At 64.8% G+C, this 17,790-nt stretch carries 14 protein-coding genes; 2 read left to right on the top strand and 12 right to left on the bottom strand.

The features are described from left to right. Positions 1-62 precede the first annotated feature (62 nt). The 11 genes from ELX51_RS01505 to ELX51_RS01455 form a co-directional block, all read right to left on the bottom strand. Positions 63-941, bottom strand: coding sequence for a DUF58 domain-containing protein (locus ELX51_RS01505; RefSeq protein WP_127751853.1), 879 nt, complete (start codon positions 939-941; stop codon positions 63-65). Then, the gene (locus ELX51_RS01500) at positions 938-1,963 is read right to left on the bottom strand and encodes a MoxR family ATPase (protein WP_248305216.1); all 1,026 of its coding nucleotides are present in this window, start codon (positions 1,961-1,963) and stop codon (positions 938-940) included. The genes ELX51_RS01505 and ELX51_RS01500 overlap by 4 nt, the downstream gene beginning before the upstream one ends. Beyond that, positions 1,960-6,132: a VWA domain-containing protein gene (locus ELX51_RS01495; protein WP_164854706.1), complete on the bottom strand. Its 4,173-nt coding sequence runs from the start codon at positions 6,130-6,132 to the stop codon at positions 1,960-1,962. Before ELX51_RS01495 ends, ELX51_RS01500 begins: the two co-directional genes overlap by 4 nt. Beyond that, positions 6,129-7,481: a hypothetical protein gene (locus tag ELX51_RS01490; RefSeq protein ID WP_127751851.1), complete on the bottom strand. Its 1,353-nt coding sequence runs from the start codon at positions 7,479-7,481 to the stop codon at positions 6,129-6,131. The genes ELX51_RS01495 and ELX51_RS01490 overlap by 4 nt, the downstream gene beginning before the upstream one ends. Before the next feature lie 326 nt (positions 7,482-7,807). Continuing rightward, positions 7,808-8,209: a hypothetical protein gene (locus ELX51_RS01485; RefSeq protein ID WP_127751850.1), complete on the bottom strand. Its 402-nt coding sequence runs from the start codon at positions 8,207-8,209 to the stop codon at positions 7,808-7,810. Between the two features lie 215 nt (positions 8,210-8,424). Then, positions 8,425-9,072: a hypothetical protein gene (locus ELX51_RS01480; protein ID WP_127751849.1), complete on the bottom strand. Its 648-nt coding sequence runs from the start codon at positions 9,070-9,072 to the stop codon at positions 8,425-8,427. Between the two features lie 2 nt (positions 9,073-9,074). Then, entirely contained in the window at positions 9,075-11,348 is a 2,274-nt protein-coding gene (locus ELX51_RS01475) for a glycosyltransferase (RefSeq protein WP_127751848.1), read from the bottom strand. Positions 11,349-11,642: 294 nt separating this feature from the next. Continuing rightward, entirely contained in the window at positions 11,643-12,008 is a 366-nt protein-coding gene (locus ELX51_RS01470; protein ID WP_127755134.1) for a DUF6481 family protein, read from the bottom strand. Between the two features lie 177 nt (positions 12,009-12,185). Then, on the bottom strand, positions 12,186-13,388 hold the full coding sequence (gene pcaF, locus ELX51_RS01465) for a 3-oxoadipyl-CoA thiolase (protein ID WP_127751847.1): 1,203 nt from the start codon (positions 13,386-13,388) through the stop codon (positions 12,186-12,188). After that, on the bottom strand, positions 13,385-14,062 hold the full coding sequence (locus ELX51_RS01460; protein WP_127751846.1) for a 3-oxoacid CoA-transferase subunit B: 678 nt from the start codon (positions 14,060-14,062) through the stop codon (positions 13,385-13,387). Before ELX51_RS01460 ends, pcaF begins: the two co-directional genes overlap by 4 nt. Further along, entirely contained in the window at positions 14,059-14,781 is a 723-nt protein-coding gene (locus tag ELX51_RS01455; RefSeq protein ID WP_127751845.1) for a 3-oxoacid CoA-transferase subunit A, read from the bottom strand. The genes ELX51_RS01460 and ELX51_RS01455 overlap by 4 nt, the downstream gene beginning before the upstream one ends. Before the next feature lie 110 nt (positions 14,782-14,891). Here ELX51_RS01455 and ELX51_RS01450 point away from each other — a divergent pair, with 110 nt between their 5' ends. Next, positions 14,892-15,650 (top strand): IclR family transcriptional regulator C-terminal domain-containing protein, encoded by a 759-nt coding sequence (locus tag ELX51_RS01450; protein WP_164854705.1) that lies wholly within the window; start codon positions 14,892-14,894, stop codon positions 15,648-15,650. 10 nt (positions 15,651-15,660) lie between these two features. Here ELX51_RS01450 and ELX51_RS01445 read toward each other — a convergent pair whose 3' ends face one another. Continuing rightward, a complete protein-coding gene (locus ELX51_RS01445) occupies positions 15,661-16,674 on the bottom strand; it encodes an NAD(P)H-quinone oxidoreductase (protein ID WP_127751844.1) in 1,014 nt (337 codons plus the stop codon). A gap of 251 nt (positions 16,675-16,925) precedes the next feature. On the opposite strand from ELX51_RS01445, the gene ELX51_RS01440 reads away from it, so the two are divergent. Further along, entirely contained in the window at positions 16,926-17,714 is a 789-nt protein-coding gene (locus ELX51_RS01440; RefSeq protein WP_127751843.1) for a helix-turn-helix domain-containing protein, read from the top strand. The last annotated feature ends 76 nt before the right edge of the window (positions 17,715-17,790 follow it).

Genomic DNA, 17,790 nt, shown 5'->3' with positions numbered 1-17,790 from the left:
ACCAAAGCAACTTCTCATTGCCCCATCAAACTTGGGGATTTTAAAGCTGGCAAGCCGTACTTTCAGGAAATTACGTATCTTCGCCGTAGTTCAAGGCCAACAAAGGAATTAATGTCCCCGCTTGTGGGGAGAAAGAAGTACTGCCCGGCCCCTCCGCGTGAAATGGTCTGTTCCAGCCGGCTCCGCCACTGCGCGAATGCAGCGCGATAGCGCTCCAGCACTGCCGGGTTGAGCGACAGGTCGAGCGCTTCCCCGTTTTCGGCATCGCTGAGCCGCACCGGCCCGCTACCCAGCGCTGCTGGGTCGATCTCCTGGGGCGAAGCGAGGTGGATGGCCACGATGTCGTGCCGCGCCCCCGCCAACAGCTTGAACTGGGCGTCCACCCCCTCATCCATGAAATCGCCCACCAGCACCACCATGGCACGCGGCTTCATCTCGCTGCGCGCCTGGGCCAGCGCCTGGGAGAAGGGCGTGCGCCCGCCGGTGGGGCGTTTACCGAGCCAGTCAAACAGCATCTCGGCCCGGCTCTGCCCCTGCAACTGGGGCGACCAGTCCACCCGTTTGCCGCCGGACACGCCCAGTTGCACCCGGTCGCCCGAAGCCAGCGCGATGAAGCCCAGGACTTGCGCCAGAACAGCGCCGAATCGGTATTTCTGCGGCTCGCCCGTGAGCATGGAGGCCGAGCCATCGAGCAGCACATAAACCGGCAATTGCCGGTCCACGAAATATTCGCGCACAAAGGGCTCGCCCAATCGCGCCAGCAGCCGGGGATCGAGATTGCGCACATCGTCGCCCTCGCGGTAGGGCCGATGGGCGGCAAATTCCATGCCCGCGCCCTTGTTCTGCGAGCGCCGCTCGCCCACCCCCACCGAAGCCTGCGCCCGGTTGAGCCGGTAGCGCGCCACCACCAATTGCTCGAGCAGGCGCGAATCGGGTCTCACGCGACCGCCCGCACGCTTTGCTCAAAAAGCTTGCCCACCAGCGCCTCCAGCGACACGTTCTCGGCACTCCCTTCGAAATTGAGTTGCACCCGGTGCCGTAGCGCTGGCAGCAGCACGGCGCGCAGATCATCAAAGGCCACGTTGAAGCGCCCTGCCAGCAAGGCATGCGCCTTGGCCGCCAGCACCAGCGCCAGCGCGCCGCGCGGGCTCAGCCCAAAGCGGATAAAGCGCTGCACTTCGGCGCTTGCCCCCGGCGCCGAAGGCTGGGTCGCCAGCGCAAACAGCGCCACCGACCGGCGCACATGTTCGGCAATGGTCACGGTGCGCACACTTGCCTGCAGCGCCAGGATCTGCTCGGGGGTCAGCACCTGTCGCGCCACCGGCTGCTCGGCGCCCGTGGTGGCCTGCAAAATCGCGGCCAGCGTTTCGGCGCTGGGATAGCCCACATCGATGCGGAACATGAACCGATCGATCTGCGCTTCAGGCAGGGCATAGGTGCCCTCCATCTCGATCGGGTTTTGCGTCGCGAGCACGCAAAAGGGCTGGGGCAGCGGCATGCTGGTGCCCGCGGCGCTGACCGTGCGCTCCTGCATGGCTTCGAGCAGCGCCGATTGGGTGCGCGGGGTGGCGCGGTTGATTTCGTCGGCCAGCAGCAATTGGGTAAAGATCGGCCCCGGCTGGAATTTGAGCACATTGCGCCCGTCCGCTTCGGGCGTCAGCACCAGCGATCCCGTGATATCGGCCGGCATCAGGTCGGGCGTGAACTGTACGCGCGAAAAGCTGAGGCCCGTGACCTCGGCCAGCGTCTTGACCAGCAGCGTCTTGCCCGCGCCGGGCGGGCCTTCCAGCAGCACATGCCCGCCCGCGATCAGCCCGATCAGCAATTGCTCGACAATTGCTTCCTGGCCCAGCACCGAATGACCGATCTCGCTGCGCGCCGCCCGCAGCGCCGCCAGCAGCGCGTCGAGCCCGTCGCGGTCGGCCGGCATCGGGGCGGGGCGCGTGGGGGAAAGAACTGTCATATCGGCTCCTCTGCGGCGGCCCGCCGGGGGCGGACCAGACGGGTGAAAAGATCGGAATAGCGAACCACCAAGTCCGCAATGAACACGAGGAGCGCCAGCCCGAGCCAAAGCGGCCCGGCCGGATCGAGCGACCAGCGCCCCGCCGGGGGCAATTCGAGCGCCGCGCCAGCAGCGTAGTGCCGCCCGCCCGTCGCGGCAACCAGCGCCGGCCCGCCATCCGGGCGCCGCAGCGGATCGAGTCGGGCGGGATAATCGAGATAAAGCGCGGTTTGCGCCTCCGCCTCCGCGGCATGGGCGACAAATTGGTAGGCGCCGGGCCCGCTGGCCACGAAACTGCCCCCGAACAAACCTTCCCCGGCGCGGTGCAATGGCACCACGGTTCTGCCGCCATCGGGCGCCACAGCTTCAAGCACCGGCTCTGCTGCATTGCCCGCCTCAGTCAGCCGCAAATGCACTACATCGCCCTGCCGGCTCGCGCTCAAGCGCAGCCCCGGGGGCTCGGTAGCGGGCAAAAAGCTGCGCAGCGCCTGGGTGAAGAGGCGGGGATAGTCACTGCTTCCTTGCCAGGTCCGGGTCCAGTCGCCCGCCGCATCGGTGGTCATGGCCAGCACCTGCCCGGCGCCATATTGCCAGGAGGCCAGCAGCGGCACCGGCTCGCCGAATTGATCCTCAACCACCGCGTGGGTTGTTGCCTCCGGCTTGGGCGTGGCCAGCACAAAGCCTTCGATGGGCGGGAAGTCCTCGTCCATCCCGAGGAGGAACTGCGCGTCCCGATCCAGCCAATAGGGTTGCGCGGGCCGCTCCTCGAGCGGCTCGCCGGCCAGCAACATGGCTTCCTGGGACAGGATGGAGGGGAGCGCGGCAAAATCACTGGTGGTGTGGAACAGCCCGCCTCCTTCGCGCGCCAGCATTTCGATCAGCTCGCGCTCCGAGCCCGCGCCGATGGCTACCGAGGACACCGTAATATCGGCCTCCCCAATCGCCTCCATCAGCGTATCGTAATCGGCCGGCTGGCTTTCCCCGTCGGTCATCACCACGATGTGGCGTGCCGAAGCGGTCACATCGCGCAATTGCTGGTAAGCCGTGACCAGCCCGCGATACAGCGCCGTGCCGCCCCCCAGGCTCACCTGATTGACCGAGCGGGCGATGAAGTCCATGTCGGCCACGTCCGACATCGGCACGGTCAAGCGGGCGCCCGAGTCAAAGGTCACCACCGCCACCTGGCTTTCCGGGCTCAGCAGCTCGATTGCCGCCAGCGTGGCTTGCTTGGCGACATCGAGCCGGGTCACCGGCCCCACCGGCTGCTTCATGCTGCTGGAGCGGTCGAGCACGAACACCATGGCGACGCCCGGCTTGTCGCGCGGCACCCGCGCGGAAATCGGCGACATCGCATCGAGCGGGGTTTCCAGATAGCCGCCCGGCCCGAAGCTGTTGGGCCCGCCCAGGATCAGCAGCCCTCGCCCATGATCGGCAACCGCGGTTTGGATCAGTTCCTGCCGGGCAATGGTCAAGTCGATCGCCGGCAGGTTCATGAGGACAATCCCGGCATAATGGAGCCAGCCATCCAGCGTTTCGGGCGCCTCCGCGGGCGGCACGAGTTCGGCGTCAAAGCCCTGGTCCGCGAGCATGGCAGCAAACGCGGCGCCCTGCCCTGCTTGCCCCGCCAGCACGGCAATTCGCCCGGGCGGCAGCGCCGATACAACGGTGCCCGCCACATTGTTGCGCGGCTCGGGGTCACCTGCCGACACAACCTCTATCTGATAGGGCGTCAACCCCGTCGCCTGCACCGAAACCGGCACGGTGACACGGTTGCTCCCGGTGGTGAGGGCAACATTGTCCCGCCAGATCTCGCCCCCGTTATCTCTGACCACGATCTCAGCCTCAACCGGTGCCGGCGCCTGCACCAGCCCCACAAGCTCGATCCGGTCGCCGGCAAAAACCGGCGCGGGTGCACGCAAACTGACCGCAAGATCGCCTTGCCGGCTTTCCCCTCCCGCCACTGCATCAATGGGGATGCCGCGCTCCAGCAGACCCGCTGCGCGGCCCGGTTCAGGCCCCACATCCGCGCCCAGCACGATTCGACCCGGCCGGTCCGGCGGCAACAGTGCCGCCGCCAGTTGCAGCGCTGCGGTCCCGGAGCCGCTAAAGCCTCCCCTTGGCGGCATCTCCCCGCTCGATAGTCGCGGCTGCTCGGCCAGCACGAGAGTTTCGGCCCCAGCCACCGGTGCGGCTTCCGGGCCGACAATGGCCATCACAGCGTGGTCGGCTCGATAGATCCAGAGCGGCAGGTTGAACCAGGCCCCGAGCGCGAGGGCCAGCGTCAGCAGGCGCATGCCCAGTACGAGACGGCGGCGCCGGCCGGTCGCGCCGCGGCTCAAGAGCTCCCGGGTGGCAAAGCGCTCCTCGCCGCGCCCCGCCAGAACCGCCTCGATCAGCAGCACGGCCAGGGCCGCGCCGATCAGCCAGGGCCACAGCGCCACGGGGCGACCCGGCACGGCAGTGGCTGCGCCAGCGGTGGCGATCAGGCTTTCGGCGCCCAAAGGCGGGGGCACCGCCACAAGGGCGCTCCGACCCTCCCGCTCCAGCTGATACAGCCCCGCCCGGTCCGGCACAAAAGCCTCCGCCAGCGCAGTGGCCGCGCCCGTTCCCCCGTCTAGCCGCCGCATTGTTCCGCCGGCGAGGCGCACATCGAGCGGGCACGTCACCCCAATCTCGCAATGCGGCTCCACCACGGCTCCCGGCAGCGGCCCGAGCAGTTCCATCAGATTGACCGCGAGAACCGCCAGCGCCGGCTGGCCGGCCCAACTGCTCGCCGCCGGATCAAAGCCCAGCCGGAGGTCATAGCCTTCGGGCCGTCGGGCCAGCGTCACCAGCGGCGCGTTCCCGGCCCAGGCGACGATCTCGACATCGGCCGGCGCCGGCTGGCGATAAGCCGCCGCGAAAACAAGGCTTTGCCACCCCATGGCGCGCGACAGGGGGTGATCATCGCGCCAGCCCGTCACCGCTGCGGCAGGCAGGGCCTTCGTCATTTCCCCCGCCTGATGCGCCGCACCGATCCACACCAGATTGGTGGCGGGCGCTTCCTCGACCTCCACCCCATCGATCAACACCAGGTCAAAACGGTCGGCATCAGCGGGCAGGCTCGCCGCTTCGGTTACCGTGACGCCATCGATCGCCGCGAGCGCCTGCGCCAAGGGTTGCTCGCCCGGTCCCACATACAGAACGGCTCGCTCGGAGGGGGCAGCATTGACCACAAAATGCACCCGATCGTCGAAGCCCGCTGCATCCGGCGCCAGTTGCACCGAAACAATGCCGGCGCCGGGCACGGCCAGGCTCTGGGTAAACGCCCCCGCCGCGGCCTGCTCGAAACTCAAAAGGGTTTGCCGCGCGCCACCCTGCGGCTGGAACTCGACGCTGACGACCGTTTCGGCCATGCGATCCGAGAAGGTCACTTCACCGGCAAGGGTCCATTCCTCCTGCCCGGCCGACGGTGGGGCCAGCGCCGCCCGCACACCGGCATTGGCCGCAGGCGCTCCGACCGGCACCAGCGCCAGCCGCAAGCTGTCGTTGGCGACCAGGAAATCGGCGGGCGGCGCATCGGACACCACGATCACCTGGGTGATCTCGTTGGGGCGATGAAGTGTATCCACCAGGGCGCGCGCGCCGGGCCAATCCGCGGCGCCCTCCTCGGGCGCAACCCGCGCCAGGGCATCGGCGAGGAGGCCCGGCAACATGGCCTGCCGCGCCAGTTCGGGGCGGGCGCTGTTGCCGGCAATGATTAGCGAATAGCGCGCCAGGTCGCCATCCCCCTCGGCATGCGCGCGGACCAGCGCTTCGGCCTCCGCGCGGCGCGTCGCAGTGCCGTTGCTCGCGCCCATGCTGGCGGAATTGTCGAGCACATAGATCCAGTGCCTGATCTCGCGGTTGGCGCCCCAGAATGGCTGGCTGAGCGCCAGCACGATCAGCACCAGTGCCAGCAATTGCAGCAGCAGCAGAAGGCTTGGGCGCGGCCATTGCCACAGCGCCCGCATGCCGGTCGGCGCCATGTCGATCTGCTTCCAGATCATCAGTCCCGGCACCGTCACCGGACGACGGCGGCGCACATGCAACAGCGCGATCAGGATACCCAAGGCCAGCAGACCCAACATGAATGGGGCCAGCAAACTCATGGCGCGATCTGCTCGTCGCGGCTGAACAAGCGCTTCACGGCCGGCGCGGCGCTTGGGGGAACGGCTTGCCGGACCACGGGCATGGCGTCCTGGCGCGGCCATTGCTGCTGCGCGACAGTGTCGTTGACCCGGCTTTGGCGTGCCTCGGTGGTTTCGCTGCTGCGCACCCGTTCGGCATCAATGGTTGTTCGCGCGGCCAGCGTCTGGCTTTCGGCAAACCCGGCCGGCGGCGGCAGGCTTGGCGCCGAGGCATTGGCAGCCGGACCCTCGCCGGTGCCGGCCATGTTGCTTTCGGCTTCGCCCGCCCCCTCTGCAGCGCCCTGGGCCGAGGGCTGGGGAGCACTGTCATCAAAGCCCTCCTCCTCGCCCATGCCCGAGCTTTGCTGCTCGTTGGATGGCGGGGCAATGCCGAGACCCTCGCCTTCGTCTCCCGATGCCGGCAGCGTACTGGGCTTGACCTGCGCCGCATCGCCCTCGGGCTCCGCGGTTTCGCCCCCCGGCTGCCCTGCGCCGCCATTGCCGCCCGCGCCCGCGCCGGGATTGCCGGCATTGTTGTCAGCGCCGGCCGAGCGGGCGGCGGCCATGCGGTCAGCCAAGCCCGTTTCGTCGCCCTCAAAGGGCGGCCAATCATGGAGCGGATTGCCATAACGATTGCCGGCCCGGTCCAACTGCTCGGCGAGTTCACCGATCTCGGCCGCGTCGGGCCCGGCCTCGTCGAGCCCATCAGCAAGGGCCTGCATCTCCGCAGCGACTGCGGCCAGTTCGGGATCGTCGCGCCGTTCGGCATCGGCCGCGATCAACTCGGCGGCGGCGGCAATGTCGCTACCACTCACCTGGGCTTGCGCCGGAACGCTCAACCGCTCGCGGTCCCCTGCCACCGGCACGGCACCGAGCCAATGGACGGCAAGGGCCAAGGTCACGGCGAGCAGCGGCGCTGCCATGGCCCAACCCATCCGTTTGGTGAACCACGGGGCCACTTGCGCCGGGTCGGCCCGCTCGGCCGCCTGCCCCGCATCGAGCAACAAGGCCTCACCCACTGGTCCGGCCTGTGGCCCCGGCACCACTTCAAGCGCACTGGCGAGCTTTTCGGCCAGCGCATAGCGATCGTCGGTTACCATCGCCAGCCGCACTGGCGCGGGCGCCTTCGCGGTGATTATGGCAGCAAAGATGGCAAAACCCAGCAGCCCCGCACCCAGCCCCAGCGCGATTGCGGCACCAGGATTGCCGGCAGTCAGCGTCCAGGCAGAACAGGTAAATACGGCAAAGCCGAATGCGAGCGCATAAAGCCCCGCCTCGACCAAGCGCAGCAGGCGCCAGCGATGGCGCAATTGTTCCAGCAATCGGGCCATGCTGGCCGAAGCGGATACAGGCAGTAGGTCAGAGTTCAGCCGCGACAAACTCAAGAACTGGGCAAACCACGCTTGGGCCGGTGCACATCCCCGACCTTGCCGGTGATCCGATCAACTGCACGCCCAGCCGCATATACGACTTTAGTCGCACTTGGCTGATCCAGGCAGCCACTACCTCCATTCAGGACCCGTTCAGAACCCGTTCATCTTTGTGGCTAAAAGGCGGAACGGGCCCAGCGTGACAGCAAAAGGCGCGGGAACAGGGGCGCTCGTCAAACGCTCCCACTGCTATCCCGCGCCAGTATTAGCAAGTAAACGCCAGTAGTTCAGCCTGTCGACCCAATCGGAAATCCATTGAACTGATCGGAGTCAACGGCCGCGACAACGGTGGTTCCCGCCACGAAACTGGCGCCCCCGCCAAGCAGAACGCTCCGGACGATTTCCCGGAAAACTTCGCGGGACCGGAATGATCCTTCCACGATCAATGCAGCCAAGTCTTCAACGCTGACAATCTGCCCGTTGAAGGCAATGTCGGTCACGCCAATGGCCTGCAGCCGCACCAATAGCCTCAGTGCATCCTGGTCGTCTCCGGCCTCGACAAAATTCTGCACCGCCTGCAGGTACAGCCCTGGCTCCACGTCATAGGCAATCGCAGGCGCGGCAACGCTGGCCATCATCGTCGCTGACGCGATGGCGATGGTCAGTTTTCGAAGATCAGATCGTTTCATTTCAGGCTCCTTTGAAGTCCCGAACTCAATGTACCGCCCCAAGCTTGGTTCAAAGATACGCCAGCAGTAGTGGCCCGCCCGTTAGTTGTTTCGTAACAATCTTAGACACGCAAACGCGATTTGGACTGTCGCCTCTCGGCGCTTCTCCTTTTCACGCAGTATGATTTTGCGCGCGTCTTGCAGTATATAGACCTGACTGTGCCATGTTGGGACACTCAAGCAAGGCCCAGCAGGCACAAGTCCACTGCCACTGTTGCAAGCGCTGCCCCAATCCCACCGAGCTCGCCAACACCATCCTCGGCCGGTCCTTCCACGAAGAGATTGCGGACCCGGTCACGGCCGTACAGCAGGCCGAGTGCTATCGATACCCGGGTCTGGTCGGCGAAAAACTCAGCATTGGTATGGACTTGGCCAAAGGCATGCAACGCAGAGCTGCGGGTTTCAGGGAAAACGAAATCGCCCGACCAGTCCAGGCGCGTCAAAGGAACCGTGTCGGGTAAGCGCGGCACGACGGGCGTGCCTCGGTCGCCCCGGGCCTTCTCGCAAACAACATCCACCTCCCCGGTGGATATGGTGCGGAAATGACCATCCACATTGTTGATGTTGGCCCCCTCGCGCAACACCATCCGGATCGCATCCGCATAGTCCACACCGATCCTTGTGCCAGCAAACTCGAAGACTTCACCACAATAGCGTGCCGTTAATATTGCTACCGCCAGAGGTAGGATCTGGGACTTGAGGTCGATGTCCTGCTGCCGAAGGATGATCACCGGCAACATGGGCAAAGCATCGGTATAGCAATTGCTCGCAAGCTCCACGCGGGTTTCACCGAGAACGGGATCGTAACTGGCCTCGAACTTCATGATCAGTGCCCCTTGGACCCAAGCGTAAGCTCGCTGAGTTCCCCGTTGGAGGCAATCTGATGGAAAAGGAGGCCGGTTTGCTGCTCAAGGCCGAACTTGAACTGGCGGATTTCATCATAGCCTTTGATCGGCGGCGAAACGAGGCAGTAGACTTGCCCCCGCTCGTTGTAGTCAGAAACGATCCGCAGGGTTTGCCCCATCGCCGAGCGCCCATTCACCATATTGAGGCAGGCCATGAGGGTGGAAAGATCGTTGAACTCTTCGGACCTGAGCACTCGCTCGCCCGCCTTGACCGCCAGGTCCTTCCAGTTGAAGGGAACCTCACGGTCGAGCTCCCCTTGCCGAACGGAAGTAAGATGGCAGGGAAGATGCAGTAACGTCTCCATCTCGCCCTTGAGCTTTCTCGCCCGTTTGAGCCCCCGCACCGGCGCGGAGCGAAAGTAGATAGGCTGGTTAAGACCCGCTCGTCTGGTACACAGATCACCCGCAGACACGGCAAAGACCGATTCAAGCAAGCCGCCATTGACCTTGAAGCGCCCACTGGACGGCTGATCCTCCCCGGCTCCACCCGCAGCGTCCGGCACGGCCTTTGCCGAAGCTCCGGCTGGGCCAGGCGCCGCCGCGCCGGTCGCGCCATCACCGGTGAAGGCAGAGATCGGGACGTAGATTTGCCACTGCCCGACATAGCCTGGAATCAGCTCGGCCAGAGTATCGATCGACAGCTGGTTGCGACAGTAAACTTCGTTGTCGCTTTCTTTTGCTTTCTGCGCCAGACCTTCATTTTTGTTCCAGCCGTAAGTATTTACCACCCTGGTGCGCGCAGTTTGCCCATTTGATGCTTGCCGCGCCGTGCCCGTTATCGTCACATTACTGGAGTGATAACGCCGCAGGGTTACGAAGCTGCCGGTATGGCCGATCTCAAAACCCATCACCGCCATGCGCAGGGCAAGATCGAGATCGGAGCCCAAAGAGAAAGCCTCATCATAGGGAAGCGCCCGCAGCACATCCCGGCGATAGAAGCTGGCGGGATGGGCGGTGATCTTGCCGGTGCCCCGCAACAAGGTGGCCGCAGTACGCTGCTTGCCGCTGTTGCGCTCGATCACGCCCGTACTCTCGTCGAAATCGATCCAGCCCCCGTGGGAACCATGGAGTTGCCCATTGCGCTCGAAATTGCGCAAGTGATCGCCCAGGCGGTTAGGCAGGGCAATGTCGTCATCATCGACGACGCAAATATAACGCCCGCGGGCGCCTTGGGTGATGAGGTTGCGCGCGCCGGGAATCGAGGCGATTTCGGTGGATTCGAGGCGAAGTAGCCCCCCGGCCCAGGCGATCTTGTCCAAGGACCTGCGCAGTTCCTCCACTGCCTCTGGACTGGAGCCATTGTCGATCACGAGGATTTCGAAGTCTTCGTCGATCTGGCCGCGGAAGCTGTCGATGGCTTCCCGGATCATGCGCAAATGGTTGGGGCGCTCGGTGGTGGCGATACCGAGAGTCACCAAAGGCGTACTGCCCTTGAGGACCTCTGGAGCCGCGAGTTCGGCGAAGTTGGAATGGGGAAAGAGCATCGAGCGCAGCACGCTCTTGTCGGTATGAGCGATTTTCTGGTTGGTTTGACGCAGCTTGAGGATGCCGTTCATGCCCGTCGAGGGCGGGTGCCAGACGTGGAAGATTTGCAGCGCTTGCGGATCGGCCCAGTGCAGGGTGCGGCCGGAGCGGCGCACTCGTTCGGCGAAATCGTTGTCCTCATTGCCCCAGCCCGTGAAGCGGGAATCGACGCCGCCGATCTCCTGCCAGGTGGAACGGGAGAAGACGACGAGGCCACCCTGCCCCCATTTGGCGCGCAAGCGGCCGTTCGGGCGTCTGCCCTCGAGTACCAGTGCCAAGGCATCGCCGACGGAATAGCTTTGGTGCAAGTCGGTCGCCTGGGCGATACCGACCCCCAGCCGCCCCGCGGCAGCTTCGATGACCAGGCGCTCGAGTTCCCCCTTGCTGCTCGCCGAGATCAGCATGTCGGAATCCGCCTTGGCGATCACGTCGTTGACCGCGAGCAGAACGCCGGCATTGATGGCTTCGCCACAACTCCACACCGCGGCCTCGAGCCGAACCACGCTGGCTAGCGGCGCGATGTCGTCCCGGAGAACAATCGGCTCATCCGAGCCGAAATCGATCACCAGAATCTCGGTCAAGAAGGGCGCATCAAGCGCGGCAAAGCTGTCGATGCAGGCCTCTACCCGTTCGGTGGGCCAGTTGCGGACAGGAAGAACCAGCGAGAGCATGGGTGATATCCTTGCCGTCGAACCACCGGCGGGTCGCCGAACTCCTCAGGGATATGTCTCAAGCACGGCGCCACAACGGACCTCTAAGATGACCGCGGCGCTTTGAGTTAATCTCCAATCAGCAATGGTGCGTTTTCAGCGGCTAGTTTGTGGCAACATTTCACATCTGCCACCTGCAGCGGCCGCGAGGATGCGCGCAGCGCATCCTCGATCCGGCATGGCTTGGGCCCACCGGGGACAGGGTTGCCGGGCTGGTCCCATCACGTGGGACCCACCCAATTGCCCCCTAGCGACTTAGCGCTGGCGGGCCTTGCGCGCAGCATAACGTCGATCCCGCTCAGCTTTGCGTTCAGCCGCTTCGGCTTCCTTCGCCGCCGCAGTCGCGGCCGCGTCAGCCTCGGTATTCAGGCTCGCTTCGGCTTGGGATTGGGCGGCAGCTGCCTGTTCAGCCGCTTTGCGCTCCGCTTCGGCTTGCTTGAGGCGCAGCTTTTCGGCCTCCCGGGCCTCACGGGCCACTGCGGCGGCTTCCTTTTCCGCCCGCTTGCGATCGAGCTCGGCCTGATCGGGCTTGGGGGCAGATTTCACCCGCTCAAGGAGCTGCTTTTTGGCTTCCAATGCGGTCTCCCGGCGCTTGGCAAAATTCTCTCTTTCATTCTTCACGGGCTTTCCTAACAAGGTCGTTGGCGATAATGGCGCCTTGATAAACGAAAAGCGGGCGATGTGGTGCAATTTGCCCGGTGCACAGTGTCGCTTTTTTTGAGTGCAAACGGGTCAGCGCCAAACCGGGGTTTGGGAAAACCTCCAAGCCCCAGCGTTGCCCGACCGGCACTCAGTGCTTCAGACAGCTTCCAAGGCCACCGCAATCCCCTGGCCAACCCCGATGCACATTGTAGCGAGAGCCCGCTTTTTGCCGCCGCGCGAAAGTTCCAGCGCCGCGGTTCCCGCGATGCGCGCCCCGCTCATGCCCAGCGGATGTCCAAGCGCAATCGCGCCACCATTGGCATTTACCTGCGGGGCGTCCTCGGGAATGCCCAACTGCCGCAGCACTGCGATGGCTTGGCTGGCAAAGGCTTCGTTGAGCTCGATATGGTCGAAATCGGCGGGGGCCAGTCCCAAGCGGGCGCAGAGCTTTTGGGTCGCCGGCACCGGACCCATGCCCATGATGCGGGGTGGCACGCCGGCCGTCGCTCCACCCAAAATCCGCGCAATCGGGGTCAAGCCGTGCCGAGCGGCGGCCGCTTCGCTGGCGATGATCAGCGCCGCGGCGCCGTCATTAACGCCCGAGGCATTGCCAGCCGTCACGGTGCCGCCGGCAAACAGCGGGCGCAGCTTGCCCAGCGTTTCGAGGCTGGAGCCGGCGCGGGGATGCTCGTCAGTGCCAACGCTGAGGGGCTCCCCCTTTTTCTGCGCGATGGCGACTGGTACAATTTCGAGCGCCAGGCGGCCATTGGCCTGGGCGCGCAGAGCGTTTTCCTGGCTGCGCAAGGCAAAGGCGTCCTGCGCCTCGCGCGTGATAGCATAGTCACGCGCGACATTCTCGCCGGTCTGGGGCATGGAATCGACCCCATAAAGCGCTTCCATCTCGGGGTTGACGAAGCGCCAGCCGATCGTGGTGTCGTGGATCTCGGCATTACGCGAAAACGCGGTCTCGGCCTTTGGCATGACGAAAGGGGCGCGGCTCATCGATTCGGTGCCGCCCGCGATCAGCAACTCCGCCTCTCCCGCCCGGATAGCGCGGGCGGCGGTGATCAACGCATCCATCCCCGAGCCGCACAAGCGGTTGATGGTCGTGCCGGTGATGCCCACTGGCAGACCGGCCAATAAGAGGCTCATGCGCGCCACATTGCGATTGTCTTCGCCGGCCTGGTTGGCATTGCCGAAGATCACATCGTCAAGCGCTTCCCAATCGAGTTGCGAATATTGGGCCATGAATGCCCGGAGCGGCACCGCTCCCAGATCGTCCGGGCGTACGGACGACAAGGCGCCGCCGAAGCGTCCAATTGGGGTGCGCTTATAGGCGCAGATGAAAGCGTCGGTCATTTCAGGTCCTCCGGAGCGGTGAGGTCGGAGATGTCGCCCTCGATGATCAGTTCGGCCCCGGTGAGCGCCTGCAGTTCCTCAAGGCTTACCCCGGCAAGCTTTTCGCGCAGCACAAAGCCGCGCGCGTCGATGTCGATCACGGCCAGGCTCGAGTAGACCCGGGTAACGCAGCCCACCCCGGTCAGCGGCAGGCTGCAGCGCTTGACCAGCTTGGGACGGCCATCCCGGGTGACATGGTCGGTAATCACCGCAACCCGTTTGGCGCCGTGCACCAGATCCATTGCCCCGCCCACTGCCGGCACGCCCTTGGGACCGGTGCTCCAGTTGGCAAGATCGCCATTTTCGGCGACTTCGTAGGCGCCCAGGATCGCAACATCCAAGTGCCCGCCGCGCACCATGGCGAAGCTGTCGGCGTGGTGGAAAAACGCGGCTCCGGGCTTGAGCGTCACAGCTTTCTTGCCGGCATTGATCAGGTCCCAGTCTTCTTCGCCCGCGGCGGGGCTCTCACCGAAGCTCAAAATCCCGTTCTCGGTGTGGAAGATGGCCTGCCGCCCCGGTGGCTGGAACTTGGCAACCATTTCGGGAAAACCGATACCCAGATTGACATAGGAGGCGTCCTGGATGTCCTGCGCGGCGCGCCAGGCGATCTGGGCGTTGGAGAGCTTGGGGGTCATGCGTAGGCTACTCCGGCGCGCATCAGCGCTTCTTCCTGTTGTGCATCTGCGATTTCAATGACCCGGTCGACAAAGAGGCCCGGGGTAATCACCTGCTCCGGATCGATCTCACCGGGCTCGACCACACGCCTGGCCTGGACGATGGTGAGTGCTGCGGCAGAGGCCATCAACGGCGAGAAATTGCGCCCCGCTTTGCGGTAGGTCAGATTGCCGTGGCGATCCGCCAGCTCCGCCTTGATCAGCGCTGCGTCGGCCTTGAGCCAACGTTCCTGCACATAACTGCGGCCATCGAACTCCCCGATCGGCTTGCCCGCGGCAAGGTCGGTGCCAAAACTGGTCGGGGTGTAAAAGGCCGGGATACCAGCGCCGCCGGCTCGGATGCGCTCGGCCAGCGTGCCTTGCGGCACCAATTCCAGCTCGATCTCGCCGGCCAGGTATTTCTCGGTGAAGGCGCGCGGATCGGCGGAGCGGGGGAACGAGCACACCATCTTGGCGACCATGCCGGCGTCGATCATTGCGGCGATGCCGATGCGGCCATTGCCCGCATTGTTGTTGACCACCGTCAGGTTGTTCGGGCTACCCGTCTGCCCGAACTGATCGATCAGCGCATGGATGAGCTCTATTGGAGCGCCCGAGCCACCAAAACCGCCGATCATCAGTGTCATGCCCGATTGGATGCCTGCCAATGCAGCAGGCAGATCGGCGACCGTCTTGTCCATGAGCAACCCCTTTGCTGTTGCGCTGGGATACCCAAATGGTGGGTTGGCCGGCAATGTGACTTGTGCGATATCTGGTCTTTGTTGACATATCGCACAACGGGCAGGTGACGGTGGCTGTATTGCAGCGCGACATGATGGGCGGGTTGGCCAAAGGGCTGGCCGCGATCGAAACCTTCACCGCCGAGCGTCCCCGCCAGTCCATTGCCGAGGTCTCCGCCGCTTCGGGGCTCGATCGCGCCACCGCGCGGCGATGCCTCCTGACCCTGGCGCAGCTGGGCTATGCCGATTACGATGGAAAATACTTCACCCTGACCCCGCGGGTGCTGCGTCTGGGAACGGCCTGTCTCGCGACAATGCCGCTGCCACAGCTGGTGCAGCCGCTGCTCGACCAGCTGTCCGAGCAACTGGGGGAAAGCTCTTCGGCGTCGATCCTTGATGGTGACGAGATCGTTTACGTGGCGCGGGCAGCGCAGCGGAAAGTGATGTCGATTGCCTTGATGCCGGGCTCCCGCTTACCCGCCTTTTGCACCTCAATGGGCCGCGTCATGCTCGCAGCCCTGCCGGAAAGCCAAGCGGCGGCCCGCTTGGCTGGACCACTGCCGCCGCGCACGCGTTACACGCGGACCCGGAGCGAGGATATCCTGGCAGAACTGGGCCGCGTGCGGGCCCAGGGATTTGCCTTGATCGACCAGGAGGTTGAGCTCGGCTTGCGCTCGATCGCCGTTCCGGTGATTACCTCGCGAGGGCAGACAGTGGCGGCCATCAATGTGGGCGTTTCGGCCAGCCAAGCTTCAATCGAGGCCCTGCCTGAGCTCTATCTCGCGGGCATGCAGTCCGTTCAGGCGGAGCTCAGGACAATGTTGCGCTGACCTATTCCCCTTAGGCGCGCCCCGGAACGTCTCGGGCCTGTTCCTCGTCCAGGGACAAAACTACCTTTCCCAACTGCTCGTTGGCATCCAGCACCGCGTGAGCCTGCTGGACCTGGGTGAGCGGGAACACCGAATGAATTCGGGTGGTCATACGGCCGGTTTCAAGAAGCGGCCAGACCTGGGCGACAAGTGCCTGCGCGATCTTTCCCTTATAAGCTGGGGGGCGCGGGCGAAGGGTGGATCCTGTGAGCGTCAGCCGACGCCGCACCAGATCGCGGATATTGACCTCGGCGGTGGGACCCTGGTGACTGGCGATGAAGACCAGCCGCCCGTCAGGGGCCATGAGATCGAGTTGCACTTGCACATTGGGGCCGGCCTGAGCGTCAAGCGCAACATCGACGCAATGTTCGCCAGCATGGCGGCGAATGGCGCCGGCCCAATCCTCGCGATAGTCGAACACGGCATCGGCCCCCAGTTGGGTGCAGGCATCCCGCTTTTCAGCGGTGCTGGCGGTTGCAAATACCCTGGCCCGCCGCAGCAGTTTGGCCATTTGAATACCGGCCATCCCAACGCCGCTGGAGCCGCCCTGAACCAGCAGCGTTTCTGCTTCGCCCAGCCGGCCCAACCAGATGATGTTGTTCCAGGCGGTGAACAGAGCTTCGGGCAGCGAAGCCGCCTCGATGAAGCTGAAGCCCGCAGGAACCGGCATACATTGCACAGCCGGCACGACAACCTGATCGGCATAAGCCCCACCATTGGTGAGGGCGCAAACTGCGTCGCCAATCGCAAGGCCCGAGACGCCCTCGCCCACCGCCGCGATCCGACCTGCAGCGTCGAGGCCGGGAATATTGGTGACACCCGGCGGCGGCGGATAAAGCCCACGGCGCTGCTGGATGTCGGGGCGGTTGACGCTCGCGGCAAGCACCTGCAACAGGACTTCGCCCCGGCCAGGCACCGGCACCGGACCTTCAACGATCTGCAGCACTTCGGGCCCGCCAGGACGGGTAATTTCAACAATGCGCAAGCTGGCTTGCTCCTGTACTGGTGGAAGGGATCACCCGCCCGCGGGCTCATGGCGGAGCGCCGGGCAAAACGCCGCCGAACCGCACTGATCAAGGGACCGACCGATGCCGGCAATGACCCCGCCGGCTTGTATACGGTTTTTTGTCGTTGCCGGTGGACAGTTATCCGACTAATCGCGGCCACCTATCCACCCTTGCGCGGCAGCGACAAATCCGCTTTGAGTGAGTTCCGGCAGGCGGAACGGAGGGGTGGATGCGGGAGCGTGACGACGAGGTGCGGGCGGCAAGCCGGGTGCTGGCCATTCTGCAGGCCATGAACCGGGAGCCGCACTCCACCATTCTGTCGCTGCATCAAACCACCGGGCTACCGAAGCCAACCTTGGTGCGCCTGCTCAAGACCCTTGTGGGCAATGGCTTTGTCAGCAATGACCGGCGCCAGGCAGGCTACCAGATCACCTCCCTCGTTACCTCCCTCAGCAGCGGCTTTCACGGCGACCCGCTGGTGGTAGAAGCCGGGCGCGCCTGGGCAATGGAGCTCAGCGCGCGCTTCAAATGGCCGGTTGCCATTGCGGTGTTTGACCGCAACGCCGTGATCGTGCGCTATTCGACGGTGCATGACAGCCCGATCTCGCCCTTTCACGCCACCATCAATATGCGGCTGAGCCTCTTTACCCGCGCCTTGGGCCGCGCTTTCCTCGCCGCTTGCAGCGACGCCAGGATCGAGGAACTGCTGACCGAAACATCTGCGGCGCCGGAGTTGGAAACCCCTTTGGATCGGGATCCCGACAAGGTTCGGCGCATGGTTCGCACCATCCGTGATCGCGGCTATGCCATGCGCGATCCCGGGGCCGAACCGCGCACCTCCGACACGGTGGCGGTGCCAATCATGGGACGGGGTGGGGTGCAGGCGAGCATCGGCCTGACCTATTTCCGCACAGCGACCAATGCATTTGGCTCACGCGATGATTCCGTCGCCGCGCTCAAGCGCGCTGCCGAAGGCATCAACGCCGAGGTGGAACGGCTCACCGTGCATCGTGGCTAACCGTTCCGCGCAGCGGAATCTGCGCGGGGCAGCATTGTTCGATCGACATGCTCTAGCAAGGGTCGCTGCGTTGACT

It is taken from the genome of Devosia sp. 1566 (assembly GCF_004005995.1).
GTDB lineage: Bacteria > Pseudomonadota > Alphaproteobacteria > Rhizobiales > Devosiaceae > Devosia.
This window is presented reverse-complemented; position numbering and strand designations above follow the sequence as displayed.

Excerpts from the sequence above, each read along its gene's own strand:
- pcaF (WP_127751847.1), bottom strand. The coding sequence starts at position 13,388 with ATGACCGACGCTTTCATCTGCGCCTATAAGCGCACCCCAATTGGACGC.
- ELX51_RS01475 (WP_127751848.1), bottom strand. The coding sequence starts at position 11,348 with ATGCTCTCGCTGGTTCTTCCTGTCCGCAACTGGCCCACCGAACGGGTA.
- ELX51_RS01490 (WP_127751851.1), bottom strand. The coding sequence starts at position 7,481 with ATGGCCCGATTGCTGGAACAATTGCGCCATCGCTGGCGCCTGCTGCGC.
- ELX51_RS01440 (WP_127751843.1), top strand. The coding sequence starts at position 16,926 with ATGCGGGAGCGTGACGACGAGGTGCGGGCGGCAAGCCGGGTGCTGGCC.
- ELX51_RS01495 (WP_164854706.1), bottom strand. The coding sequence starts at position 6,132 with ATGAGTTTGCTGGCCCCATTCATGTTGGGTCTGCTGGCCTTGGGTATC.
- ELX51_RS01485 (WP_127751850.1), bottom strand. The coding sequence starts at position 8,209 with ATGAAACGATCTGATCTTCGAAAACTGACCATCGCCATCGCGTCAGCG.
- ELX51_RS01460 (WP_127751846.1), bottom strand. The coding sequence starts at position 14,062 with ATGACCCCCAAGCTCTCCAACGCCCAGATCGCCTGGCGCGCCGCGCAG.
- ELX51_RS01455 (WP_127751845.1), bottom strand. The coding sequence starts at position 14,781 with ATGGACAAGACGGTCGCCGATCTGCCTGCTGCATTGGCAGGCATCCAA.
- ELX51_RS01480 (WP_127751849.1), bottom strand. The coding sequence starts at position 9,072 with ATGAAGTTCGAGGCCAGTTACGATCCCGTTCTCGGTGAAACCCGCGTG.
- ELX51_RS01500 (WP_248305216.1), bottom strand. The coding sequence starts at position 1,963 with ATGACAGTTCTTTCCCCCACGCGCCCCGCCCCGATGCCGGCCGACCGC.